Origin of the sequence: Mesorhizobium sp. M0276 (assembly GCF_040321755.1) — a bacterium.
Taxonomy (GTDB): domain Bacteria; phylum Pseudomonadota; class Alphaproteobacteria; order Rhizobiales; family Rhizobiaceae; genus Mesorhizobium.
Map to the genome: position 1 here is coordinate 102,834 of NZ_JAMYSC010000015.1, position 23,939 is coordinate 126,772.

The following is a 23,939-nucleotide window of genomic DNA, read 5'->3' on the forward strand; positions in this document are numbered from 1 at the left end:
CGCAATCGGCTGCCGCACCGCCGCCTCCGAACTTATAGGATCGCTGCGCCGCGACCCCTTGATGTCGCGCAAACCATCACTAATGTCACTCAATCCGTGCCGTGGCGCAGCGCCAGCGCCGCCGAGACTGGACCCAGCACTGCAAGAAACAGCGTCAGCGCGGCAAGAATGAGGAAGGGTTGCAGAAACGGGTCGGGATTGGCCGTCGCGCCATAGCTCGCCGAAACGCCGAAGATCAGCACCGGAATGGTCAGCGGCAGCACCAGCACGGAGATCAGCAGCCCGCCACGCGGCAGCGCCACCGCCACGGCCGCACCGGCGGCGCCGATGAAGGTGATTGCCGGGGTGCCGACCAATAGGGTCAGCGCCGTGGCGCCGATGCCGAGCGGCTCCATGTTCATGAACAGGCCGAGCAAGGGAGCGGCGATGACCAGCGGCAAGACGCTGCCCGCCCAATGCGCCAGGCATTTGGTCAGCACCGTCAAGGCCAGCATGTTGCGATCATTGCCGAGCACCAGCAGATCGAGCGAGCCGTCCTCGCGGTCGGCCTGGAACAGCCGGTCGAGGCCGAGCAGGCAAGACAGCAGCGCGCCGATCCACAGGATCGCCGGTCCGATGCGGGCAAGCAGCTTGAGGTCCGGCCCGACTCCGAACGGGATGGTGGCAATGACGGCGAGGAAGAAGATGACGCCGGTCAACGCGCCGCCGCCGGCACGGATGTTGAGGCGGATGTCGCGCAGGAAGAGCGCTAGCATGACTTGAGAAGCCTTCGCCCAGGCGCCCCGCCGCAGAGCGCCGACATCAACCGGCTTCCCCCATCACCAACGCCTTCGCCCCATCCAATCCGAGCGGCAAATGCGTCGCCGCAACAATCATCCCGCCCTCTTCACAATGCCTCGTCATCAACCCCGAAAACCGCGCCTCAGAAGCCTTGTCCAACCCGGCCGTCGGCTCGTCCAGCAGCCACAGCGGCCGATGACTGACCAACAGCTTGGCGATAGCCGCGCGGCGCCGCTGCCCGGTCGACAGATAGCCGAACGGCAGATGGCCGATGCCACCAAGCCCGACCGATTCAAGCGCCTCTTCGACGTCCAGTTGCCCATCGCCGTTGAAATCGCGCCAGAAGCGCAGGTTCTCCGCCACGCTCAGTGCCGTCTTCATTGCGTTCTGGTGGCCAAGGTAATGGCAGGCCGAGGCGACAGACGGAAACGCCTCGCCCCCATCTTCGATCTTCATGACACCTTCGATCTTCACGCTGCCCTCCGCCACCGGAAGCAGTCCGGCGATGACCCTCAGCAAGGTCGATTTGCCCGATCCGTTCGGCCCTGTGACGACAAGCGCCTGGCCGTCCTCCAAGGCAAAGCCGATGCCCGAAAACACCGTGTCGCCGCCGCGTTCGCCGCCTAGATTTTCGGCGATCAGCCGCATTCGTCGCCTGCCTTGAAAACCATGTCTCGCGACAGTTGCCGCATCGCACAAATTTGCTCTCCAACTGTCTAGAACTATTCCAGAAAATTCTCTATATGCGGTGCATCCGTGCCAGCGGTCGGCGCGGGAACAGAATTAGCGCCGAACCAGCGCACGCGCCGCCTTGAACGGCTCGGGTTGCTTGGGAACGGACAGCGGAAATGGCCGTACCCGCACCTTTGCGCGTGATTGCATGCCATCGGCGTCCGTTCCCTTTCAGGCTGAACAGACAAGGACGGATCGCACGTGTCAAAATCCCTCGACAGTTTCAATTGCCGCCGCACGTTGACCGCGGGCGGCGCGGAATATGCCTATTTCGACCTCATCGAGGCCGAGAAGAACGGCCTCACCGGCATCTCCCAGCTGCCCTATTCGATGAAGGTGCTGCTGGAGAACCTGCTGCGCAACGAGGACGGCCGCTCCGTAACCAAGGAGAGCATCCAGGCAGTTGCCGGCTGGCTGACCGACAAGGGCACTGCCGGTGTCGAGATCGCCTATCGCCCGGCCCGCGTGCTGATGCAGGATTTCACCGGCGTTCCGGCTGTGGTCGACCTTGCCGCCATGCGCGACGCCATGGCCTCGCTCGGCGGCGATCCGCAGAAGATCAACCCGCTGGTGCCGGTCGACCTCGTCATCGACCATTCCGTCATCGTCGACGAATTCGGCACGCCGCTGGCCTTCGCCCGCAATGTCGAGCTCGAATATGAACGCAACGAGGAACGCTACAAGTTCCTGAAATGGGGCCAGCAGGCGTTCCGCAACTTCCGCGTCGTGCCGCCTGGCACCGGCATCTGCCACCAGGTCAACCTCGAATATCTCGGCCAGGTGGTGTGGACCAACACCGAGGACGGCGAAACCACCGCCTATCCCGACACCTGCGTCGGCACCGATTCGCACACCACCATGATCAACGGCCTTGGCGTGCTCGGCTGGGGCGTCGGCGGCATCGAGGCCGAGGCGGCCATGCTCGGCCAGCCGGTCTCCATGCTTTTGCCCGAAGTCATCGGCTTCCGTCTGACCGGCAAGCTCAGGGAAGGCGTCACCGCCACCGACCTCGTGCTCACCGTCACGCAGATGCTGCGCAAGAAGGGCGTCGTCGGCAAGTTCGTCGAGTTCTTCGGCCCGGGCCTGTCCAACATGACACTGGCCGACCGCGCCACCATCGGCAACATGGCGCCCGAATACGGCGCCACCTGCGGCTTCTTCCCGGTCGATTCGGAAACCATCCGCTACCTCACAATGTCCGGCCGCAGCGAGGACCGTATCGCGTTGGTCGAGGCCTATGCCAAGGCGCAAGGGCTGTGGCGCGAGACCGGCTCGACCGATCCGGTGTTCACCGACCTGCTCGAACTGGAGCTCGGCTCCGTCGTGCCGTCGATGGCCGGCCCCAAGCGGCCTGAAGGCCGCGTTGCCCTGGAAGACATCCCGGCAGGCTTCGCCAAGGCGATGGAGACCGAATACAGGAAGGCGGCCGAGCTATCCAAACGCTATGCCGTCGAAGGCACCGACCATGATCTCGGCCATGGCGATGTCGTCATCGCCGCCATCACGTCCTGCACCAACACGTCGAACCCAAGCGTGCTGATCGGCGCTGGCCTCCTGGCCCGCAATGCCAACCGACTCGGGCTGAAGCAGAAGCCATGGGTGAAGACCTCGCTGGCCCCCGGCAGCCAGGTGGTCGCCGAATATTTGGAGAAATCCGGCCTGCAGAAGGAACTCGACCAGATCGGCTTCAACCTGGTCGGCTTCGGCTGCACCACCTGCATCGGCAATTCCGGCCCGCTGCCGGCGCCGATCTCCAAGACCATCAACGACAAGGGCCTGATTGCTGCCGCGGTCTTGTCCGGCAACCGCAACTTCGAAGGCCGCGTCTCGCCCGACGTGCAGGCGAACTATCTGGCGTCGCCGCCGCTGGTCGTCGCGCACGCGCTGGCTGGCACCGTCACCAAGGACCTCACGACCGAGCCGCTCGGCGAGGACAAGAACGGCAACCCGGTCTACCTCAAGGATATCTGGCCGAGTTCGGCCGAGATCCAGGAGTTCATCGAAAAGAACGTCACCCGCGAGCTGTTCGCCCGCAAATATGCCGACGTCTTCAAGGGCGATGAATATTGGCAAAACGTCAAGGCGCCCGAAGGCCAGACCTATGCCTGGGACGACAACTCGACCTATGTGCAGAACCCACCCTACTTCGCCGGCATGACATCAGGTTTCGGCAAGATCGGCGACATCAAGGGCGCTCGAGTGCTTGGCCTGTTCGGCGACAAGATAACCACCGACCACATCTCGCCGGCGGGTTCGATCAAGGCGGCCTCGCCGGCCGGCAAATACCTGACCGACCACGGCGTCGGCGTCGCCGACTTCAACCAGTACGGCACAAGGCGCGGCAACCACGAGGTGATGATGCGCGGCACTTTCGCCAACATCCGCATCCGCAACCACATGCTGGGCGAGAACGGCAGGGAAGGCGGCTACACCATCCACTACCCGTCGAAGGAAGAAGAATCGATCTACGACGCCGCGATGGAATACAAGAAGGAAGGCGTGCCGCTGGTCATCTTCGCCGGCGTCGAATACGGCAACGGCTCATCGCGCGACTGGGCGGCCAAGGGAACCAATCTGCTTGGCGTCCGCGCGGTCATCGCGCAATCCTTCGAGCGTATCCATCGCTCGAACCTGGTCGGCATGGGTGTCATCCCCTTCGTCTTCGAGGACGGCACCTCGTGGGCCTCGCTCAATCTCAGGGGCGACGAGCTGGTCGAGATCGATGGCTTGAGCACCATCAAGCCACGCCAGACGATGATCGCCAAGGTCACCTATGGCGACGGCACGGTGAAGCACGTGCCGATCATCTGCCGCATCGATACGCTGGACGAGCTCGACTACTTCAAGAACGGCGGCATCCTGCAATACGTGCTACGCGATCTGGCTGCTTAGGGAATAGAGGCTAGGCAGTAGGGAATAGAGTCCCCTACTGCCTACTGCCTACTGCCTACTGCCCAGCCTTCGGCGCCCCAAAACGCGCCGCTGCTGCCAGGAGCACGCCGAGCATCAGCCCATTGAAGATGTGCCAGAGGAAGTGCGTGCCGATCGGAAAGCTGCCGCAGACCAGCGGATCGATCGTGCGGCAGATGACGGACACCACGAAGATCGCCGAGCCCGTCAGATTGTACCAGCCGGCGCGATTGCCGCTCGCCGCCACCAGCGCACCGAAGAAGGCGAGCGCCAGGAACGGTGGCAGATAGCCAGTCGTGCCGTTGGAGGCCTGGCGAAGCCAGTCCGGCACGGCCACAGTTATCGCCCCGGCAATGACGTAGAAGGCAATGAAGATGGCTATGGCCTTGCCCCATCGCATGCCGAGGAAGCGGCGCAGATTGAACAACGTATAGGCCAGCGTGAAGCCGGCTATCGGCAGCACGTCTGCCCAGACCGTGCCCTTGGTGGCAAAGGTGTGGAAGACGGCCGAGCCGATGCCGATCGCCACCACCCACCAGGCCAGCACTTCGGCGAAGGTCCCCGTGCCCAGGCTTCGTACCTCGCGCACGCCCCACAGGCCTGCCGCGATAAAGGCTAGGTTTGTCAGCGCATTGATCGGCTCGGACCAGAATTCCGGCCCGGTCCGCTCGCAATAGAGATCGACCGGCGTCAAAAAAGTTTGCCACATCGTGATGCCGCCCGAATCGCTTCCATCCTGAAGCGCAGAGCTTCTCCTATTGTGCCGTTGCGGTCGGCTGCAACGGCAAAATTTCACCGCAACGTGACTTCCCGTTGACTTCCGCTTCTGCCACATATTTCAGCAATCAAGACAAAGCCGGCACCACCGGCGGGAATCGGAATGGCCATGGCCTCGCGAAAATCATTGTGGCTGGCAGCCCTTGCGCTGGCCTTCTCGGCGTTTGCCGGCGCCGGGCGTGCCGACGAGTCCGACAGGCCCCGGATCGAAAGGCCCCAGATCGAAAGACCACTTGGGGTGGTCGAGCTGTTCACCAGCCAGGGCTGCACTTCCTGCCCGCCGGCAGATGTGTTGTTCGCCGAGTTCGCCGCCCGGGAAGACATCGTCGCGCTCGCCTATCACGTCGACTACTGGGACTATCTCGGCTGGCAGGACACGCTGAGCCGCAAGGAGAACACCGAACGGCAATATGACTATATGCGCGCCTTCGGCACCCGCTCCGTCTATACGCCGCAGGCCGTCATCAACGGCCGCGTCCACGTCAACGGCGCCAGCCGCGGCGAGGTCGACGGCGCGCTCGCCCGCATGGCCAGGAGCGGCGAAGGCATGCGCGTCGCCATCAAGGTCAGCCGCACCAGCGACCGCGTCATGATAGACGCCGGCGATGCCGGCAGCGGTCCCAGCGATGCCCATGTCGTCATCGTCTATTTCGACCCGCCGCAGACGATCAAGATCGGCGAGGGCGAGAACACCGGTCGCAAGATGACTTACTGGAACGCGGTCACCGGCATCCAGACCGCCGGCATGTGGCACGGCAAGGCGCAGCGCTACGAACTGCCGATGAGCGAGATCACCAAGAAGGGCGGCTGTGCCGTGCTGCTGCAGTCGGTCGGCAAGGATGGCCTGCCCGGTCCCATTCTCGGCGCTGCGTTTATTCACAAGCCTTAGAGGCCACTTCCCTTTTCCCACAAGGGGAGATGGAAAGTGCCCCAGATATGAAAAGACCGACGCCAGCTTGCTTCTGACGTCGGTCATTTAGGTTTTGGGATCGTCGCACCCGGTTCTTCCGAAGAAGAACCGAGGTTGGTTCGATCCGACGCAGACCCGTGGGCGGGGGGCTTGGGGTTTACGAGCCGGTGCCGGACCGAACCGTCTCAGGCAACGCCGGTAAATTCGTCGGACATTGGGGCATGAGCGCGGATAAAAAAAGGCAGAAATGTGGCGAAGCATCACCAATTCCAACAAGGCGTTTCATAAAAGTGACTGGACGTTGCGAAAACAGCGCAGTGCCGCCCTGCTTCGCCGGGCCTTGCAATTCAACCGCGAACACGCCAACTTTGGTTGGCAAAGATTCATTTTGAAGGATCGAGGCATGACCGATGACAGCGGCGGGACTGGGGATGGGGACGCATCCGCAATATTGATCCCGCTGCACGAGGCGCGGCACGCGCGCCTCGATCAGCCGGTGCGGTTCGACCGGCGTGAGCTGGACCAGATCCTCAGGCTCTACGGACGCATGGTCGCCGCCAACGAATGGCGCGACTACGCCATCGATCATCTCACCGACCGTGCTGTGTTTTCCGTATTTCGCCGCACCAGCGAAGTGCCGCTGTTCCAGATCGTCAAGGATCCGAAACTGGCCCGCAAGCAGGGGGCCTTTGCCGTCATCGCCGCCGGCGGCCGCATCTTGAAGCGCGGCCAGGAACTCGGCCGCGTGCTTGGGATATTCGACAGCAAGCTGAAGCTGGTCGAAGCCTGAACTGGAGGCAGGGGAATTGATGAGCTGGAGAATTGAAGAACTGATGAACTGAGAAGCCCAGCGCGATTCATTAGCCGCTGTTTCTCTTATTCTTCAGTTCATCAATTCTTCAATTCCTCAGTTCATTTCCTCAGTTCATTTCCCTCCAAGCCCCTCGCGGAACTTCCGCTCCGGCAGCGATTCGGGATCGGGCGGCGCCGATGCCCCGCCATTCAGCGACAATTGCATGAACACCGTGTCCAGCCAGCGCCCGTGCTTGTAGCCGGAACCTTCAAGGCGTCCCGAATGGCGAAAGCCGAGCTTCTCGTGCAGCCGTACCGAGGCGCTGTCGGCATGGCCATCGCCGATCACCGCGATGATCTGGCGAAAGCCAGCTGCTTCCACCGCCTCGATCAGGCTTTGCATCAGCTTGAGCCCTACGCCCTGGCCCTTGGCCTCCGGCGCGATATAAACCGAGTCCTCGACGATGAAGCGGTAGGCGGGGCGCGGCCGAAAGGCACCGGCATAGGCATAGCCGAGCACGGTACCGTTCTTTTCCGCCACCAGATAGGGAAAGCCGCCGGCCATCAAACTGTCGAATCGGAAGCCCATCTCCGCGCGGCTGGGCGCCTCCAGCTCATAGCTCGCCGTGCCTTGAGTCACCGCGTCGGCATAGATTTCCGTGATCCGATCGAGGTCGGCCGCTGTCGCGAGCCGTATCGTGACATTGCTCATTCTCTATCCGCGCCCTTGTCTGCCTTCGATAACAGCAAAGGCCGGTATAAAAGAAAAGGGCGGCCGTTGGGCCGCCCTTTGGAACTCGATGGTCCAGTCAGAACATGATCTCGAAAAGCTGAAACCGGTTTTCGGAAAAGATCCGGTCCAGCTTAGAAAGCCTAGCGGCGGTCGCCCATGAACTGCAGCAGGAACATGAACAGGTTGATGAAGTCGAGATAGAGCCTCAAGGCGCCCATGATGGCCTTGCGGCCGGCGACATCCGAAGCATCGCCCTCGAAATACATCTCCTTGATGTTTTGCGTGTCATAGGCGGTGAGGCCGGCGAAGATCAGCACGCCAGCCGCCGACACGGCGAAGGACAGCGCCGACGAGTGCAGGAAGATGTTGATCACCGACGCGATGATGATGCCGAACACGCCCATGATCAGGAAAGAACCCATCGCCGTCAGGTCACGCTTGGTGGTGTAGCCGAACAGCGACAGCGCGCCGAAGGCCGCGGCCGTAGCGAAGAAGGTCTGCGAAATGCTGGCCGTGGTGTAGACCAGGAAGATCGATGACAGCGATAGGCCGACAAGGCCCGCATAGACCCAGAAGGTAGTCTGCGCCGCCGAAACGCTCATCGACTGAACGCGGAACGACAGGAACATCACCGCAGCCAGCGGGGCGAAGATCACGACCCATTTCAGCGGCGAGCCGAAGATCGCATAGCCGAAGGAGGTCAGCATTTCGCCGCTTGACAGCGTCGCGACAGCCGAAGCCGGATCGGTGGTGGTGGCCAACATGATCGTGCCGACAGCGGCAAGACCGGTGATGAGGAGGCCAAGCCCCATCAGATTGTAGACCTTGATCATGTAAGCGCGCAGGCCCTGATCGATGTCAGCACCGACACCGACGCCGGGCACGGCGCGCGTCTGGTAGTTGCGAATGGGATCAGCCATTGAAGTCCTCTATTGCTTCTGCCCCGTCCGGTGTCAGGCCCTTTCAGACCCAGGCGCCGCTGGCAGGGCTCCAGCATGCCTGTCGCGAAATATGATGGTTATTCGCGTCAAGAACAAGACCGTAACCGGATGTAACGGTTCGTGAGACAACGAAGCGTCGATTTTCCGGCTTCCCAGACGGAATTCTTACCAAGATTTAATCCGGGACGGCCGTTTCGTGCCCGAGATCACAGGTTGCGCAGCACCGGTGCTGCCTTGTGGCCGAGCACCCGCCAGGTGCCGGCGAGACCAATGCCGACCGTGATCACCAGCGAGAACAGAATGGTTGCCACCGCCACCTCGGGCAGGAAATGCGACGGCAATGTCATGATGCGCGCGACGACGAACCAGGCCGCGGCACTGCCTGCGGCCAAGGCGAAGATCGCGGTGGCGAGCCCGATCAGCATGTATTCGAGGGAGAAGGCCGATATCAAAGTCCTGCGTGTCGCGCCAAGCGTCTTCAGCACCACCGCGTCATGAATGCGCGCCCGGTTGCCGGCGGCAAGCGCGCCGGCCAGCACCAGCACCGACGCGATCAGCGCCACGCCGGCGGCCGCCCGGATCGCCGTGCCGAGCTGCCCGACCAGCCGGTTGACGACATCGAGCGCATCCTTGACCCGCACCGTCGTCACCGCCGGGAAGGCGCGGGTGACGGCATTGAGGATGCGGGCGTCGTCGGCCGCGGAGGCATTCTTTTCGGTCAGCGTCGCAATCCAGCCATGCGGCGCGCCCGCAAATGTGTTTGGCGAGAACACCATGACGAAATTGATGCCCATCGTTTCCCACTCGACCTCGCGGAAATTTGCGATCCTGGCCGTGACATTGCGGCCGAGCACATTGACGGTGATGGTGTCGCCGAGCTTCAGCCCGATCTCCTTGCCTTCCTGCGCCGAAAACGAGACCAGCGGCTCGCCGCTATAATTGTCCGGCCACCAGCTGCCTTCGGTCAGCGTCGCGTTTTGCGGCTGCCTGGCGTCGTAGGTCAGGCCACGATCTCCCTTCAGCACCCAGGCGCCTTGCGCCGGCACCTTCACCTTGTCGACATCGACGCCGTTCAGCGCCATCACCCGGCCGCGCAGCATCGGCACCTTGGCCAGCGTCCCCTGCGGCGCCTCCTTGCCGATCAGCGCCGAGAAGGAAGCGACATCGCTGCTCTGGATGTCGACGAAGAAGAAATTCGGCGCCCGTTCCGGCATACTGCCGGAGATCTGCCGCCTGAGATTGCCGTCGATCAGCGCCAGCGTCACCAGCAGCGTCAGCCCAAGTCCCAGCGACAGCACAACCGATGGCGTCAAGGCGCCGGGCCGATGGATGTTGCCGATGGCGAGCCGCAGCGCCACGAACCGCACACGCGGGCTCTTCCTGGCCGCCCATTGCACCAGCGCGCCGACAAGGCGCAGCACCAGGAAAGCGAAGATGGTGGCACCGACGAAGATCGAGGCGATACGCTGATCGTCCGAGGATAGAATTGCCAGTGCCGCCAGCAGCAGCGCAATGCCGAGTGCCGCCGCGACATAGACAGGTCGTGGAGAACCACGGCCTTCAAGCCCCATCTCACGAAACAGCGCGGTGGCCGGCACGTCGCGGGCGCGGCCGAGCGGCAGCAACGCGAAGGCCAGCGTCACCAGCAGACCGAACAGTGCCGCCATGCCGAGCGCGCCGGGATAGAAGCCGCCCTCCGCCGGCACCGGGATGACCTGATGAAGAGCAGCGCCGGCCACGAACGGCATCAGCGCGCCAAGCACCAGGCCAAGCAGGATGCCGAGCGCGGCGATAATCAGGATCTGCACCAGATAGACGGCAAAGACAAAGCCACCCGAAGCGCCCAGGCTCTTGAAGGTGGCGATGACGCCGCGCTTGCCGTCGAGATAGGCGCGCACCGCATTGGCGACCCCGACGCCACCGACCACCAGCGCCGTCAACCCGACCAGCGTCAGGAACTGCGAGAAGCGCTCGATGTTGGACGACAGCGCGGGAGCGGCGTTGCTGCGCGTGCGGATCGACCAGCCGGCCTCCGGAAAATCCCTGGCCGCCTGGTCCTGGATGGCCCTGAGCCGCGCCTCGTCGGCGTCCGCCGGCAGGCGGATCTTGTAGGCATTTTCGACCAGGCTGCCGGGCTGGATCAAACCGGTGGCCGCCAGCCCTTCGGTCGAGATCATCAGCCGCGGCGCAAAGCCGAAGCCGTCGGAGACGGCATCCGGTTCGGCGGCCAGCCTGGCACGCAGTTCGAAAGTGGCGGTGCCGAGCTTCAGCCGGTCGCCGATCCTGAGATGCAGCCGCTCGAACAAGACGTCAGGGGCCGCGGCGCCGAAGACGCCGAACTCTTCACCGAACAGTTCCTGCTTCGACAATTCCGGTTCGATGTCCAGCGCGCCGTAGAGCGGGTAGGCATCGTCGACAGCCTTGGCCTCGACAAGCGCCTGGTCGGACCCGTCGGCGAGACGCGCCATCGAACGCATGCTGGCGGTTCTGGAAATCGCGCCCAGCCCGTCAAGAAAATTGCGTTCGGCCTTGCTGGCGTCACGCTGGTTGATCTGGAAGCGGAGATCGCCGCCAAGCAGCGTCTGGCCCTGATTGGCGACACCGGTGGTGATCGAACGCGCCACCGAGTTGACGCCGCCGATGGCCGCGACGCCGAGCGCGATGCAGGCGAGGAAGATGAGGAAGCCGGACAGGCCGCCTCGCATCTCGCGCAGCGAGAAGCGAACCGCGAGCCTCAGCGTCTGCGACAACGGCATCAAGCTGTCACCTTGGCGAGCGCCGGCGCTTCGATCCTGCCCGACCGCATCGAAACCTGGCGTGAACAACGCGCCGCAAGCGCCGGATCATGGGTGACCAGCACCAGCGTCATGCCGCGCTCGGCCGCCTTGGCAAACAATAGATCGGCGACTTGCCGCCCCGTCGCCTGGTCGAGGTTGCCGGTCGGCTCGTCAGCAATGAGAATGCGTGGCGACGGCGCCAGTGCGCGGGCTATCGCCACGCGCTGCTGCTCGCCGCCCGACAATTCGCCGGGATAGTGGGTGACGCGTTCGCTGAGGCCAACCGCCGCCAGCTCGCGCGCCGCAACCGAAAACGGATCGGCATGGCCGGCCAGCTCCAGCGGCACCGCGACATTTTCGAGCGCCGTCATGTTGGGAATGAGATGAAAGGATTGGAACACGATGCCAATGTTTCGGCCACGAAACGAAGCAATCTGGTCCTCGCTTTTGCCGTTGAGCAGCTCACCGGCAATTCGTACCGTACCCGAATCGACCCTTTCCAGGCCAGCCAGAACCATCAGCAATGTCGACTTGCCGGAGCCCGAGGGTCCGACGATGCCGGTCGCCTCGCCGGGCGCCACGTCGAGGCTGACGTCCTTCAGCACATGGACCAATGAGGCCCCCTCGCCAAGGGTCAGCGATACGTTTTTTAGCCCAATGACGGCTTCTGTCAAAATGAAAGCGTCCTATATGCGAGGATGAGGGTTCTGCTTGCCGGAAGCCGTCGCCGGAAAAATTCCTTGCTCATATGGGGCCTACCGCATGTCTTTCAAACGCAGGATTGCCGCAGGCCTCGGCGTTTTCCTCGCCATTTGCGGCGCCATGTCGTCGGCGCGTGCCGAGCCGTTCAAGATCGTCGGCTTCGGTGACAGCTTGATGGCGGGCTTCGGCCTTGGGCCAGGCCAGGGCTTTACCGACAGGCTGCAGGCAGCGCTTGGCGCCAAAGGCCATGATGTGACCGTCGCCAATGCCGGCGTCTCCGGCGACACGACGAGCGGCGGCCTGGCGCGGCTCGACTGGTCGGTGCCGGATGGCACGCAATTGGTCATCCTCGAACTCGGCGCCAACGACATGCTGCGCGGCGTTTCGCCCGACATCACCAGGAAGAACCTGGACGAGATGCTGGGCAGGCTGAAAGAACGCAAGATCGCCGTGCTTCTGGCCGGCATGCGCGCCGCGCCCAATCTCGGCGCGGACTACCAGAACGCCTTCGATGCCATATTTCCGGGCCTAGCCGACAAATACGACGTTGCGTTCTACCCGTTCTTTCTCGACGGCGTTGCCGGCCAGCCCGGCATGCAGCTCGAGGACGGCCTGCATCCGAGCGCGCAAGGCGTCGACCAGATGGTAGAACGTATCCTGCCGGCGGTCGAGAAGGCCATCGCGGCGGTGCCGGGCAGCTCATAAGGTGGGACTGGAGCTCTTTCCGTTAGGGAAGCTTTTTAACAGGGACTGTGACCAACAAACCTCTTGCCCCGTTTGACTATCGATGATTCGCTAGAGGTGACAGTTCGATTCGAGGAAGGGAGGCTCTTCATGCCGCGTCTTTTCACCGCCCTCGAAATACCGCGTGACGCTGCCCTTTCGCTGTCCCTGCTGCGGGGCGGCCTGCCCGGCGCCCGCTGGATCGATGTCGAGAACTACCATCTGACACTGCGCTTCATCGGCGATGTACCTGGTCACGTCGCCGACGAGATCGCCAACGCGCTCGACCGCGTCCACCGCCCTTCCTTTTCGCTGGCCCTGTCCGGCGTTGGTGCCTTCGGCCAGAAAAAGCCGCATGCCGTTTGGGCCGGCGTTTCCACCTCGCCCGATCTTGCCGCCCTTCAGGGCGAAATCGACCGCATCTGCCAGCGGCTCGGCATCCCAGCCGACCCCCGCAAGTTCATGCCGCATGTCACACTTGCAAGGCTGCGCAATTCGACCCCGCTGGACGTCGCCCAATATCTGTCGGCGCGCGGCAATTTCTTGACGCTGCCGTTTCGTATCGGTCGCTTCGTATTGATGTCGTCGCGCGATTCGGTCGGGGGCGGCCCCTACATCGTCGAGGAAGCTTGGCCGCTGTCGGGCACAGATGCCCGCGCCTCCAGCCTTGTCGCCAGCGCTTCCGATGCCTCGCGGATCATGCGGTAGACCGAAGCGAAAGCTTCCGCCCCGTCATAATAGGGATCCGGCACATCACGTGCCTTGCCGTCTGCGAATTCAAGGAACAGTTGCACCCGCTCGCGCATGGCTGCTGGCGCCAACGCTTTCAGGTCGGCGACATTCGACCGGTCCATGCCGAGAATCAGGTCGAAGTGGGAGAAATCCTCCGGCGTAACCTTGCGCGCCCTCTGTCGGGAAATGTCGACACCGTGACGCGCCGCAATCGCGATCGAGCGTGGATCGGGCGCCGCGCCGGCTTCCCAGCTGCTGGTGGCGGCTGAATCGAGCAGGATATTCCTGCCCAACCCACGCTCCGCCAGCACGGCACGAAAGACGCCCTCCGCCAGTGGCGACCGGCAGATGTTGCCGAGGCAGACGAAAAGAATGGAATTTATGGGCTTTGCGCTCATCGATCCGACACTATGGTAGGGACTCCAGAGACGGTTTCGAAACTCGCCAGGGTTCCAGACAGTCTTTCAGCCGAAATAACACGGGAAGCTGACATGACGAGAGAAAAACTGGGCAAGGACGCAATCGCCGCCGCGTTGGTCGGGCTCGAAGGCTGGGCACCGGCTGCGGATGGTACCTCCATCAAGCGCACGTTCACCTTCGCGAATTTCTCCGAGGCTTTCGCCTTCATGACCCGCGTTGCGCTCGCCGCCGAGAAGATGGACCATCATCCCGACTGGTCGAATGTCTACAAGACCGTCGACGTGACGCTCAACACGCACGATGCCGGCGGTGTGACCGCGCTCGATATCGATCTGGCCAAGAAGATGAACCGCTTTGCCGGTTAGGGAGGTCCAAACGTGCGCAACCCCAGCTTCGTCATCCACGGGCGAAGCAACGAGCGAAGCGACGCGGCGCAGACCCTAGAATGACGACGGGAGGGGCGTTTCCGCCAATCTCCAAAGAGGCGATTGCCAGCCTGACGAGCGCCTTTGTAGGCCGGCATCCCGCTGAACCGTTGGTCCGCGCGGCAAACGCCGATTCCGATTTTCGGGTCGAGGAATGGGCCGGTATCTTGCAGTAGGGGTCGCCTTTCACCACATTTCGCCTCGCCGACATGTGCCGGGTTGCGCATGAGTCCTGCTAGGAGACACTGATGGCGCGACAATCCGGTTTTGATTTCTTCGGCTTTGGCGGCAAGCTCGCCGACGAGAATGAAGTGCGCGAGAAATTCTGGCGGACAGCCAAGAAGGCCGCGCGGCAGATCCCGTTCATGGAAGAGGTCGTCGCCTCCTATTACTGCGCCATGGACAAGAACACGCCGCTGCGCGCCAAGGGCATTCTGCTGGCCGCGCTCGGCTATTTCGTGCTGCCGGTGGATGTCATCCCCGACTTCATCCTCGGGCTTGGTTTCACCGATGACATCGCCGTGCTCACCGCCGCGATCACCGCTGTCAGCGCCCACATCACCCCTGCGCACCGGCAGGCTGCCAAGGACGCCATCGCCGACAAGGGCTGAACAGGCGCACGAAAGCGCCATTTAGGCCGGTTTCGGCGGCGGCATGAAAGTCAAACTCTTGCCGCTTTCGTGGCCTCCAAGTCGCCAAAGGGACGTCGCGCCACTCGCTCGCAAGGCGGCGGCGCGGGAATGGCGGCGGTTTCCTTGGGGTGGGATTCCTTTCTCAAAGGAAATTCACTGTTTGGTAACCCAGATTAAATCAAAATGAAGCGACGGGCAGGACGCCGAGCCGGCCTGCCGCCGCACCTTTGGAATACGGGAAAAACGATGCGCGGATTGATTGCTATAGTTTCGAGCCTGGTCCTGGTCGCCGCGGCAGCGCCGGCACTGGCTCAGTCGGCGACCAAGATCGGCCAGCACAATGCCTGGGGCACCTACAGCTACCAGGCATCGGGCGGCAAGGTCTGCTATGTCCTGACCGTGCCGACCGACAAGCAGCCGCCGACGCTCGACCATGGCGACATGTTCTTCTTCGTCAGCCAGCGGCCCGGCCAGCAAGTGTCCTACGAGCCGCAATTCATCGCCGGCTACAATTTCCAGGAAGGCTCCAAGGCCACCGTCACCATCGACAAGAAGTCGTTCTCGATGTTCACGCGCGGCAAGTCGGCCTGGGTCGAGAACGCCGCCGAGGAGCCGGTGCTGATCGCCGCCATGAAGACCGGCACCGATATGAAGGTGACGGCGAAGTCCGGCCGCGGCAACCCGACCTCCTATGTCTTCTCGCTGAAGGGCATTTCGGCTGCGCTGACGTCGATCGCCAAGTGCAAATAGGCTGGCGCCCACCCCGATAGCCTATGGCGCAATAGCGAAGACCGGCTCCCCGAGGCCGGACATCAGCGCTTTAGATCAAAGGCCCGGCGGGGGATTTGGACCCCGCATCGGAATGACCCGCCGGCGTGTGCCAGCGGGTCTCGATCTTGACGGGTTCAGTCTTACATGGCCATTTTTTCACATTCGGCCTGAGCCTTTTTGGTCGACGTATCGATCATATACGCTTTGCCCTTGGCATCGGTCATCATCATCATGCAGTGCTTGATCGGCTTTGCCATCTTCATCATCTCGGCCGCCATCTTCGCATCCGGCTTCATGGTGCCCATGTGCCCATCCGGCATGATCGCCGTCACCTCTCCGCTCTTCATCATGGTCATTGTGCCCATCGCGTCTTCGGCAAATGCCTGCGAGGCGGAAAGGCCGACGAGGCCGGCAATGAGGGCTAGCTTGATAGAGTTCATTCTGCGTACTCCCATTTTGTAGAGGCAAAGTTGCCCCATTCAGATTTCGAAGGCGCGATGGGAATCGTTACGCAAACACGATCATGTGATCGTTTCCTTGCAGCAGGAGGACAGGGCAAGGTTGCCAGATAGCCGCAGCGGGCCGTCGGCCATGCATCCATGGGTTTGCATTCCCACCGCATGACTCTGCCCCCAACCTGTGCTATGCGCCGCGCTTCATGTCCGGCACGATGCGTGAAATCGGCCGCAAACCGCTTATATCAGTGCAACCATGACCCTTTCATTCGATATCACCACCGAAGGCGCCCGTGACGCGTTGCGTGCCCGTGCGGCGCTGCCCGAAAAGCAGTCGCTGATCGGCCTGACGCGCACTGAGCTCGGCGAGGCGCTTGTCGCTTCGGGAACCGTGCCAGAGCGCCAGGCCAGGATGCGGGCCCAGCAGCTCTGGCACTGGATGTATGTGCGCGGTATCTCCGACTTTGCCGGCATGTTCAACATCTCCAAGGATTTGCGCGCCGAACTGGACAAGCACTTCACCGTCGCCAGGCCCGAAATCGTCGAGGAACAGATTTCTTCGGACGGCACGCGCAAATGGCTGTTCCGCTTTCCGCCGCGCGGCGCCGGCCGGCCGGTCGAGATCGAGACGGTCTATATTCCCGAGGAAGGCCGCGGCACGCTGTGCATCTCCTCTCAGGTCGGCTGCACGCTGACCTGCTCGTTCTGCCATACCGGCACGCAGAAGCTGGTGCGCAATCTGACATCAGAGGAAATCCTCGCCCAGTTGCTCACAGCCCGCGACCGGCTCGGCGATTTTCCGGACCGCGACACGCCCGACGGCGCCATCGTGCCAGCCGAGGGCCGCAAAGTCTCCAACGTCGTGATGATGGGCATGGGCGAGCCGCTCTACAATTTCGAGGCGGTGAAGAAGGCCCTGCTGATCGCCTCCGACGGCGATGGCCTGTCGCTGTCCAAACGGCGCATCACGCTGTCGACTTCCGGTGTCGTGCCGGAAATTTTCCGCACCGGCGACGAGATCGGCGTCATGCTGGCGATCTCGCTGCACGCCACCAATGACGATCTGCGCGACCTGCTGGTGCCGATCAACAAGAAGTATCCGCTGAAGGACCTGATCGCCGCCTGCCGCGCCTATCCCGGCCTTTCCAACGCCAAGCGCATCACATTCGAATATGTGATGCTGAAGGACGTCAACGATTCCATCGAGGACGCAAAAGGCCTGATCAAGTTGCTCAAGGGCATTCCGGCCAAGATCAACCTGATCCCGTTCAACCCGTGGCCGGGCACCAATTACCAGTGCTCGGACTGGGAGACGATCGAGAAATTCGCCGACTACATCAACAATGCGGGCTACGCCTCGCCGATCCGCACGCCGCGCGGCCGCGACATCCTGGCCGCCTGCGGCCAGCTCAAATCGGACTCCGAGCGCATGCGCAAGGTCGACCGGCTGGCGCTGGAGGCCATGATGATCGCGGGGCACGGCGAGGCGTGAGCCGCCGCCTCGCCTGGCTGAAGCGCCTCGCCACGATGGCCGTCGGCTATTTCGCCGCTGTGCTCACCTCGATCCTGGTCCCCGTTCTGCTGATCGCTCTTCTGGAAGGCATCGAAGACGGCAACTGGTTCATCATCTTCGCCTTCGACTGGCTGGGCTCCTTCCCTCTCGCTGTGCTGACCGTGACGATCGGCGCGTTGCTGATCGTCGGCCCTGCGCTCTTCGTTGCCGAACGGTTGTCGCTTCGGGGCTGGTTCTACTTCGCCGCCACGGGTGCGATCACGTCGATCGCCTTTGGCGTATCCATGCCGCGCTCGGCCGGCAGCTTTGTTTTCAATCCGGGCTTTCTCGGTTTTCTGGCCACGGCCGGCATTGCCGCCGGCTCGGTCTACTGGCTTCTGGCCGGGCGCAAGTCCGGCATGGCCCGGGATTTAGGGCGAGATTTGGGCCGGGATTTGGGATGACCCGTCTCGTCGGCTACCTCCTCCGTTTCGCCGTCATCCTGTTCGGCTATGCCGTCGCCTCGCTGGCGGCGAGCGCCTTCCTCAATGTCCTGTTCCTGGCATCGCTGGGCTATACGCCGGAGCACGCCCAGCCGACGGCGACGGCTTCGCTGTATTTCTCAATTCCCTTCGTCGCCCTGTTCGTCGCCTATTTCGCCCTGATGCCGGCTTGCGTCGTCATCCTGGTCGCCGAAATCCTCGGCCGGCGCGACTGGCTGTTCTATGCGCTGGCGGGCGCCGTGGTTGCCGGCGTCTTCCTCGGCTTCGTCGACCATCCCAGCGATGCCACCTTCGCGGTCAGGGACACCAGCGCCATCATGGCGGTGATTGGCGGCGGCATGGTCGGCGGCATCTTCTACTGGCTCAGCGCCGGGCGCTGGGCCGGAAGCTGGTGGAACGGCGAGAACGCCCCTACTTCGCCTGGGCCGTCAGGATCTTGAGCGCAAAGGCGGAGAACACGCCGGCGAAGAGATAATCGACCACCCGCGTTACGCGCGGGCTGGCTTTCATCGCCGCCGAGAACTTTTCCGCCGCCAGCACCATCGGCACGGTCACCGGGATCGCCAGCACGATGAACATCGTGCCCAGGAAAAACAGCTTTCCCGGCGCGTTCGGGTCATGCGCGGAGACGAACTGCGGCAGGAAGGTCATGAAGAACAGGATGATCTTCGGGTTGAGCAGATTGACGCCAAGACCCGCCGCCCAGCTGCGCAGCAGCGAAATCTCGGGGCCTGTCTTCTTCTCCGGCGAAAAGGCCGAGCCCCTGGTGACCGCCTGCCAGGCCAGGAAGACGAGATAGCCGGCGCCAAAGATCTTCAGCACGAAGAAGGCCATCGGCGAGGCGACGATCAGCGCCGAGACGCCGACCACAACCAGCGTGGTGTGGATCAGCGTGCCGCACAGCGCACCGGCCATCGAGGCGAAGCCGGTGGCGCGGCCCTGGCTCAGCGTACGCGAGACAAACAAGGTCATGTCCGGCCCCGGCGTGATCGCCAGGATGACGGTGGCGATGGCGAACTGGATCAGCGTGGCGGTGTCTGGAATGAACGACATGAGCGGCCCTCTGGGAAGAACACGCAAGCTATAGAGGATACAGTCCTTCACAGCCAGCGACTGGGCGGCCGAGGGCTGATCCAGCGCTTCTCAATCGGCTGTCCTGTTGCGATCTTGTTTCGCCGCACGCCCTTCATCTCTTGCGCAGCCCGGAAACGGCGTGATACCTCGCCCGCCAGGAACTCAGCCGCGGAACCGTCCAATGTCAAAAGCCAAAGACGTCAAGAAAGTCGTGCTCGCCTATTCCGGCGGCCTCGACACATCCATCATCCTGAAATGGCTGCAGACCGAACTCGGCGCCGAGGTCGTGACCTTCACCGCCGATCTCGGCCAGGGCGGCGAACTCGAGCCGGCCCGCCGCAAGGCCGAGATGATGGGCATCAAGGACATCCGCGTCGTCGACGTGCGCGAGGAGTTCGTCTCGGACTTCGTCTTTCCGATGTTCCGCGCCAACACCGTCTATGAGGGCACCTATCTGCTCGGAACCTCGATCGCGCGGCCGCTGATCTCCAAGCATCTGGTCGAGATCGCCAGGGAGACGGGCGCCGACGCGATTGCGCACGGCGCCACCGGCAAGGGCAACGACCAGGTTCGCTTCGAACTATCGGCCTATGCGCTCAACCCCGACATCAAGGTCATCGCGCCATGGCGTGACTGGTCGTTCAAGTCGCGTACCGACCTGATCAATTTCGCCGAACAGCACCAGATCCCGGTGCCCAAGGACAAGAAGGGCGACGCCCCGTTCTCGGTCGATGCCAATCTCCTGCACTCCTCTTCCGAGGGCAAGGTGCTGGAAGACCCATGGACCGAGCCGCCGGAATTCGTCCACCAGCGCACCGTTTCGCCGATGGATGCGCCGGACAAGGTCACCGAGATCGAGATCGAGTTCCTCAAGGGCGATCCGATCGCCCTCAACGGCAAGAAGCTGTCGCCGGCAACCATGCTGGCAGCCCTCAACGATCTCGGCCGCGACAACGGTATCGGCCGGCTCGACCTCGTCGAAAACCGCTTCGTCGGCATGAAGTCGCGCGGTGTCTACGAGACGCCCGGCGGCACCATCCTGATATCAGCGCACCGTGCTATCGAATCGATCACGCTCGACCGCGGTGCCGCCCACCTCAAGGACGAGTTCATGCCGCGCTACGCCGAGCTGATCTACAACGGCTTCTGGTTCGCACCCGAGCGGCTGATGCTGCAGGCGATGATCGACAAGAGCCAGGAAGACGTCGAAGGCACGGTCCGGCTGAAGCTCTACAAGGGCAACGTCATGGTCACCGGCCGCAAGTCCAGGAAGACGCTCTATTCCGATGCGCTGGTCACCTTCGAGGACGACCGTGGTGCCTACGACCAGAAGGACGCCGCCGGCTTCATCCGCCTCAACGCGCTGCGGCTCAGGACGCTCGCGGCGCGCAACCGCAAGGGGTGACCTTCAACCTGCCGCCTCGAGCAAACCCGGCGTCCCTGCCGAGCCCGATTGTCGGCAAGGCGCTGCCCCTCATCGCCTTGCCGCGCACTTCTCCTGCATAGCGACGGGTTCAAACTGAAGTGATTGCCTCAGTTGGCCCGGCGCATGGCCGGGCCTCTTGTCGAAGATGCCAGCTCTCAGTCGCCGTCTATCGCCGTGGCGATGCGGGCGATGGCCTGCTGATAGACGCTCGCGGAATTCCAGCCGGCGATCGCGCCGATATTCGACTGCGCACTGGCACCGGCCCGCCAGCCATGACCTTTGAGGAAGTTGGCAGTGGACGCCAACGCGGTGGCCTTGTCGCGCAGGTTTCCGCCGCCGACGCCGTACTTCAAGACATTTCCAGGCAGGAACTGCGTGTGGCCAATCTCGCCATGGGCAGCGCCGACCGACGAGGCTGTCAACGCCCCACGATCAACCAGCTTCAGGGCTGCAATGGCATGCGGGTAAAAGAATTCCGGGCGGCGGCAATCATAGGCAAGCGTCAAAATTGCCGAGACCGTATTCTGGTTACCCATGGCGGAGCCGAAGCCGGTCTCCATGCCCCAAATGGCGAGCAACACACCCGGCGACACGCCGTAGTTCGCCTCGATCTTGTCGAACAGTGCCGCGTTCGCCTTCTTCAGTGCGCGGCCCTTGGAAATGATCGCGGACCCGCCACGGCGTTTCATGAAATCGTCCACCGAGCCGCTGAAGGCCTTGTGGATGCCCCGGTCGACTGAGATCGTCTTTGTTGCGTAGGTCGCGCCGGCCAGAGCGGCCAGACCCCTGGCGCCCACACCTTCGGACTTGGCCTGCGCAGCGAACTCGGGCTTCCAAGCCTCGAAGCCGGCGCCGGTCTTGCCGCAGCTGGCTCCCGCCTGCGCGCCCGTCGCCAGCGCAAGCACCGACACCACGGCTGCTGCAAACATCTTTCCCTTGGCAAGAAATGCCATGTTGTTCTCCTGGTTGCCTGAATCACGTCCCAATTGCGAACTTGCCAGCGAAACACGCCCTTGTCACTGTCGCCGCTGCATTGCTGGCGAATGCCGTGGAATTTGCCTACGATCAAGTGATTATTGTGGCAAGCGGCCCCACGAAAGGCGTCGATATCGTGATCATCGGCGCCGGCTCGGTGGGTATTAACACAGCCTGGGCCCTGCTGGCGGCGGGCATCTTGCGGCGAATAGCCTCGATATATGGAACGCCGGTGGGCGGTCCGCGTTGGGCACCTGCCGCCCTGGATATGCTGGCTCTGAAGGTTAGAGACCGACATGAAACTCTTCGACTGTCCGCATTGCGGCCACCGCCTCTACTTCGAGAACGCCCAGTGCCTGAACTGCAGGAGCCTCGTGCTCTACGATCCGGAGCACGCCCGTTTTGCGCTGTCGGATCTCGACGGCGTCTTCCAGTGCACCAATGCCGACGAATGCGCCTGCAACTGGATGGCCGAGCCCGGACAGGGGTTTTGCCGCGCCTGCGTACTGAACCAATTGATCCCTGATCTTTCCGTCGACGGCAACCGCCGGCGCTGGATACGCGTCGAGGCGGCGAAGAAGCGTGCCATTTATTCGCTGCTGGCCTTCGGACTGCCGGTTGCGCCCAAGCTGAGCCCTGCCGACGAGGTCGGGCTGGCCTTCGACTTTCTCGCCGATCCGATCGGCGGCGGGCCCGGCGGCGAGCGCATCCTGACAGGCCACGACAATGGCCTGATCACGCTCAACGTCGCCGAGGCGGATTCAGCCGAGCGCGAGAAGCGGCGCGTCGAGATGGGCGAGAACTATCGCACATTGCTCGGCCATTTCCGTCACGAACTCGGCCATTACTACTGGGACCGCCTGATCCGCGACGATCCGCGGAGGCTGGAAGCGTTCCGTGCGCTGTTTGGCGATGAGCGCCCCGACTACGAACAGGCGTTGAAGTCGTATTATGCCAATGGTGCCGCGCCCGACTGGCAGCAAGGCCATATCTCGGCCTATGCCACCTCGCACCCATGGGAGGATTGGGCCGAGACATGGGCCCACCATCTGCATATCACCGACACGCTGGAGATGGTCCACGCGCTGAACTTCCCGCTCGGCCGGCTGGAGACGGTGGAAGCCAACGATTTGCCGCGGGGCGATACCGGCGGCGAGCTGCAAGCGGCACCTTCGGAGCCGGGGACCGCGCCCGAGCCTTTCGAAAAGATCCTCGCCCGCTGGCTGGTGCTGTCTGAAGCTTCCAATTCGATCAACCGCTGCATGGGCCTGCCCGATCTCTACCCTTTCGTCATTTCGGACATGACGGCACGGAAACTGGTCTTCGTTCACGAACTTCTGACCGATTTGCCGAAAGAAAAGGGAACAAATCGTGAGTTGGCGCAGGCCGTTTAGCGGGAACGCATGCGCCGCTGATCCGTTTTCGCAGGCGAGGGACCATGAAACGGAGAAAAGCCATGAAATCCCTACTGTTTCCGGCGGTCGCCGGAATGCTGACCGTGATGTCGGGCACCGCGTTTGCCGACACCGCCGTCTCCGCGGTTACCGATCTCAACGTCCGCGCCGGGCCCGGCCCGCAATATCCTGTCATTGGCGTGCTTGCCGCCGGCCAGTCGGCGACGCTCAATGGCTGCATCGAAAACAGCAAATGGTGCACCATCGCCGAGGCGGGCGGCCAGGGCTGGGTCTATTCCGACTATGTGACGACTAGTTCCGGCGGCAGCCGGGTGGTGCTGACGCAACGCCGTTCCAGCGTTGCCGTCGTCTCGCCCCCGGACGACATTGGCGACTATTCGACCGACTACACCGGCGCGATCATCACCAGCGATCCGGTCGTGGATGAATTTCCCCCGCCTCCCGCTGAGGTCCGGACCTATGTCGACACGCATCGCCTCGATCCAGTCTATCTTGACGGCGAGGTGGTGACCGGCGCGATCTTGCCGGACACCGTCGAGCTGCGCGAAATCCCGAACTACGACTATCGCTATGTCTACGTGAACGGCCAGCGGGCGCTGATCGACCCGCAGACGCGGCGCATCATGTACGTGGTACGCTGACAGAGAATTGCATAAGGCGGCCGCAATCTCAGCGACCGCCTGACTGCCAGGCAGAGCCGTGCTGCCACGCGGGCCATCGATGGACGTGTTGCGATCTCCTAGACGCGAATGCTCCCTTGCGAAATCGATTCCGATTTTCTCGGCCCCCGGCTAGAGCAATTCAAGGAAAAGCGTGACGCGGTTTTCCGTCCGGAATTGCGT

General features: G+C 62.9%; 25 protein-coding genes. 14 read left to right on the plus strand and 11 right to left on the minus strand.

What is annotated here, in order from left to right:
- Positions 1-89 precede the first annotated feature (89 nt).
- Together ccmB and ccmA are read right to left on the minus strand one after the other, a co-directional pair.
- Positions 90-755 (minus strand): heme exporter protein CcmB, encoded by a 666-nt coding sequence (ccmB, locus tag NKJ01_RS14345; RefSeq protein WP_023758923.1) that lies wholly within the window; start codon positions 753-755, stop codon positions 90-92.
- Between the two features lie 46 nt (positions 756-801).
- On the minus strand, positions 802-1,428 hold the full coding sequence (gene ccmA, locus NKJ01_RS14350) for a heme ABC exporter ATP-binding protein CcmA (protein WP_023758924.1): 627 nt from the start codon (positions 1,426-1,428) through the stop codon (positions 802-804).
- 285 nt (positions 1,429-1,713) lie between these two features.
- Here ccmA and acnA point away from each other — a divergent pair, with 285 nt between their 5' ends.
- Entirely contained in the window at positions 1,714-4,404 is a 2,691-nt protein-coding gene (acnA, locus tag NKJ01_RS14355) for an aconitate hydratase AcnA (protein ID WP_352728786.1), read from the plus strand.
- 55 nt (positions 4,405-4,459) lie between these two features.
- Here the strand turns inward: acnA and NKJ01_RS14360 are convergent, their stop codons facing one another.
- Positions 4,460-5,131, minus strand: coding sequence for a ceramidase domain-containing protein (locus NKJ01_RS14360; protein WP_352728788.1), 672 nt, complete (start codon positions 5,129-5,131; stop codon positions 4,460-4,462).
- A gap of 171 nt (positions 5,132-5,302) precedes the next feature.
- Between NKJ01_RS14360 and NKJ01_RS14365 the strand changes: the two genes are divergently transcribed.
- A complete protein-coding gene (locus NKJ01_RS14365) occupies positions 5,303-6,088 on the plus strand; it encodes a DUF1223 domain-containing protein (RefSeq protein ID WP_352728790.1) in 786 nt (261 codons plus the stop codon).
- A gap of 424 nt (positions 6,089-6,512) precedes the next feature.
- Positions 6,513-6,899, plus strand: coding sequence for a DUF2794 domain-containing protein (locus tag NKJ01_RS14370; protein ID WP_023758928.1), 387 nt, complete (start codon positions 6,513-6,515; stop codon positions 6,897-6,899).
- A 135-nt stretch (positions 6,900-7,034) separates the two neighbouring features.
- Here the strand turns inward: NKJ01_RS14370 and NKJ01_RS14375 are convergent, their stop codons facing one another.
- The 4 genes from NKJ01_RS14375 to NKJ01_RS14390 form a co-directional block, all read right to left on the minus strand.
- Positions 7,035-7,613: a GNAT family N-acetyltransferase gene (locus tag NKJ01_RS14375; protein WP_352728792.1), complete on the minus strand. Its 579-nt coding sequence runs from the start codon at positions 7,611-7,613 to the stop codon at positions 7,035-7,037.
- Between the two features lie 161 nt (positions 7,614-7,774).
- A complete protein-coding gene (locus NKJ01_RS14380; RefSeq protein ID WP_023758930.1) occupies positions 7,775-8,554 on the minus strand; it encodes a Bax inhibitor-1/YccA family protein in 780 nt (259 codons plus the stop codon).
- Between the two features lie 227 nt (positions 8,555-8,781).
- Positions 8,782-11,331, minus strand: a complete 2,550-nt coding sequence (locus NKJ01_RS14385) for an ABC transporter permease (protein WP_352728794.1) — start codon at positions 11,329-11,331, stop codon at positions 8,782-8,784.
- Positions 11,331-12,026, minus strand: a complete 696-nt coding sequence (locus NKJ01_RS14390) for an ABC transporter ATP-binding protein (protein ID WP_352606078.1) — start codon at positions 12,024-12,026, stop codon at positions 11,331-11,333. The genes NKJ01_RS14385 and NKJ01_RS14390 overlap by 1 nt, the downstream gene beginning before the upstream one ends.
- 88 nt (positions 12,027-12,114) lie before the next feature.
- On the opposite strand from NKJ01_RS14390, the gene NKJ01_RS14395 reads away from it, so the two are divergent.
- Both NKJ01_RS14395 and thpR read left to right on the plus strand, forming a co-directional pair.
- Positions 12,115-12,759: an arylesterase gene (locus NKJ01_RS14395; RefSeq protein ID WP_352728796.1), complete on the plus strand. Its 645-nt coding sequence runs from the start codon at positions 12,115-12,117 to the stop codon at positions 12,757-12,759.
- A 129-nt stretch (positions 12,760-12,888) separates the two neighbouring features.
- Complete coding sequence (thpR, locus tag NKJ01_RS14400; protein ID WP_352606082.1) at positions 12,889-13,485, plus strand: RNA 2',3'-cyclic phosphodiesterase; 597 nt, start codon at positions 12,889-12,891, stop codon at positions 13,483-13,485.
- Here the strand turns inward: thpR and NKJ01_RS14405 are convergent.
- Positions 13,389-13,907 carry a low molecular weight protein-tyrosine-phosphatase gene (locus tag NKJ01_RS14405; protein WP_352728799.1) on the minus strand — a complete coding sequence of 173 codons (519 nt, stop codon included), beginning with the start codon at positions 13,905-13,907 and terminating at the stop codon, positions 13,389-13,391. The two genes, thpR and NKJ01_RS14405, sit on opposite strands and share 97 nt — an antisense overlap.
- A gap of 93 nt (positions 13,908-14,000) precedes the next feature.
- Here NKJ01_RS14405 and NKJ01_RS14410 point away from each other — a divergent pair, with 93 nt between their 5' ends.
- The 3 genes from NKJ01_RS14410 to NKJ01_RS14420 all read left to right on the plus strand — a co-directional run bounded on the left by NKJ01_RS14410 (position 14,001) and on the right by NKJ01_RS14420 (position 15,736).
- Positions 14,001-14,294, plus strand: a complete 294-nt coding sequence (locus NKJ01_RS14410) for a 4a-hydroxytetrahydrobiopterin dehydratase (protein ID WP_352728801.1) — start codon at positions 14,001-14,003, stop codon at positions 14,292-14,294.
- 308 nt (positions 14,295-14,602) lie between these two features.
- Positions 14,603-14,965 (plus strand): YkvA family protein, encoded by a 363-nt coding sequence (locus tag NKJ01_RS14415; RefSeq protein ID WP_023758937.1) that lies wholly within the window; start codon positions 14,603-14,605, stop codon positions 14,963-14,965.
- Positions 14,966-15,232: 267 nt separating this feature from the next.
- Positions 15,233-15,736, plus strand: a complete 504-nt coding sequence (locus NKJ01_RS14420) for an invasion associated locus B family protein (protein ID WP_023758938.1) — start codon at positions 15,233-15,235, stop codon at positions 15,734-15,736.
- Positions 15,737-15,897: 161 nt separating this feature from the next.
- Here NKJ01_RS14420 and NKJ01_RS14425 read toward each other — a convergent pair whose 3' ends face one another.
- Positions 15,898-16,197 (minus strand): hypothetical protein, encoded by a 300-nt coding sequence (locus NKJ01_RS14425; protein WP_023758939.1) that lies wholly within the window; start codon positions 16,195-16,197, stop codon positions 15,898-15,900.
- Positions 16,198-16,468: 271 nt separating this feature from the next.
- Between NKJ01_RS14425 and rlmN the strand changes: the two genes are divergently transcribed.
- The 3 genes from rlmN to NKJ01_RS14440 are packed head-to-tail and all read left to right on the plus strand — an operon-like array spanning position 16,469 to position 18,647.
- Positions 16,469-17,704, plus strand: coding sequence for a dual-specificity RNA methyltransferase RlmN (gene rlmN, locus NKJ01_RS14430; RefSeq protein ID WP_352728803.1), 1,236 nt, complete (start codon positions 16,469-16,471; stop codon positions 17,702-17,704).
- Between the two features lie 35 nt (positions 17,705-17,739).
- Complete coding sequence (locus NKJ01_RS14435) at positions 17,740-18,168, plus strand: hypothetical protein (RefSeq protein WP_352728805.1); 429 nt, start codon at positions 17,740-17,742, stop codon at positions 18,166-18,168.
- A complete protein-coding gene (locus NKJ01_RS14440) occupies positions 18,165-18,647 on the plus strand; it encodes a hypothetical protein (RefSeq protein ID WP_352606088.1) in 483 nt (160 codons plus the stop codon). Before NKJ01_RS14435 ends, NKJ01_RS14440 begins: the two co-directional genes overlap by 4 nt.
- Here the strand turns inward: NKJ01_RS14440 and NKJ01_RS14445 are convergent.
- The gene (locus tag NKJ01_RS14445) at positions 18,619-19,260 is read right to left on the minus strand and encodes a LysE family translocator (RefSeq protein WP_023758943.1); all 642 of its coding nucleotides are present in this window, start codon (positions 19,258-19,260) and stop codon (positions 18,619-18,621) included. The two genes, NKJ01_RS14440 and NKJ01_RS14445, sit on opposite strands and share 29 nt — an antisense overlap.
- 202 nt (positions 19,261-19,462) lie before the next feature.
- Here NKJ01_RS14445 and NKJ01_RS14450 point away from each other — a divergent pair, with 202 nt between their 5' ends.
- Positions 19,463-20,686: an argininosuccinate synthase gene (locus NKJ01_RS14450; protein WP_352728807.1), complete on the plus strand. Its 1,224-nt coding sequence runs from the start codon at positions 19,463-19,465 to the stop codon at positions 20,684-20,686.
- A 176-nt stretch (positions 20,687-20,862) separates the two neighbouring features.
- Here NKJ01_RS14450 and NKJ01_RS14455 read toward each other — a convergent pair whose 3' ends face one another.
- Positions 20,863-21,660: a lytic murein transglycosylase gene (locus tag NKJ01_RS14455; protein WP_023758945.1), complete on the minus strand. Its 798-nt coding sequence runs from the start codon at positions 21,658-21,660 to the stop codon at positions 20,863-20,865.
- A gap of 318 nt (positions 21,661-21,978) precedes the next feature.
- Here NKJ01_RS14455 and NKJ01_RS14460 point away from each other — a divergent pair, with 318 nt between their 5' ends.
- The gene (locus tag NKJ01_RS14460; protein WP_352728810.1) at positions 21,979-23,076 is read left to right on the plus strand and encodes a zinc-binding metallopeptidase family protein; all 1,098 of its coding nucleotides are present in this window, start codon (positions 21,979-21,981) and stop codon (positions 23,074-23,076) included.
- A gap of 62 nt (positions 23,077-23,138) precedes the next feature.
- Positions 23,139-23,738, plus strand: coding sequence for a DUF1236 domain-containing protein (locus NKJ01_RS14465; RefSeq protein WP_352728812.1), 600 nt, complete (start codon positions 23,139-23,141; stop codon positions 23,736-23,738).
- Positions 23,739-23,939 lie beyond the last annotated feature (201 nt).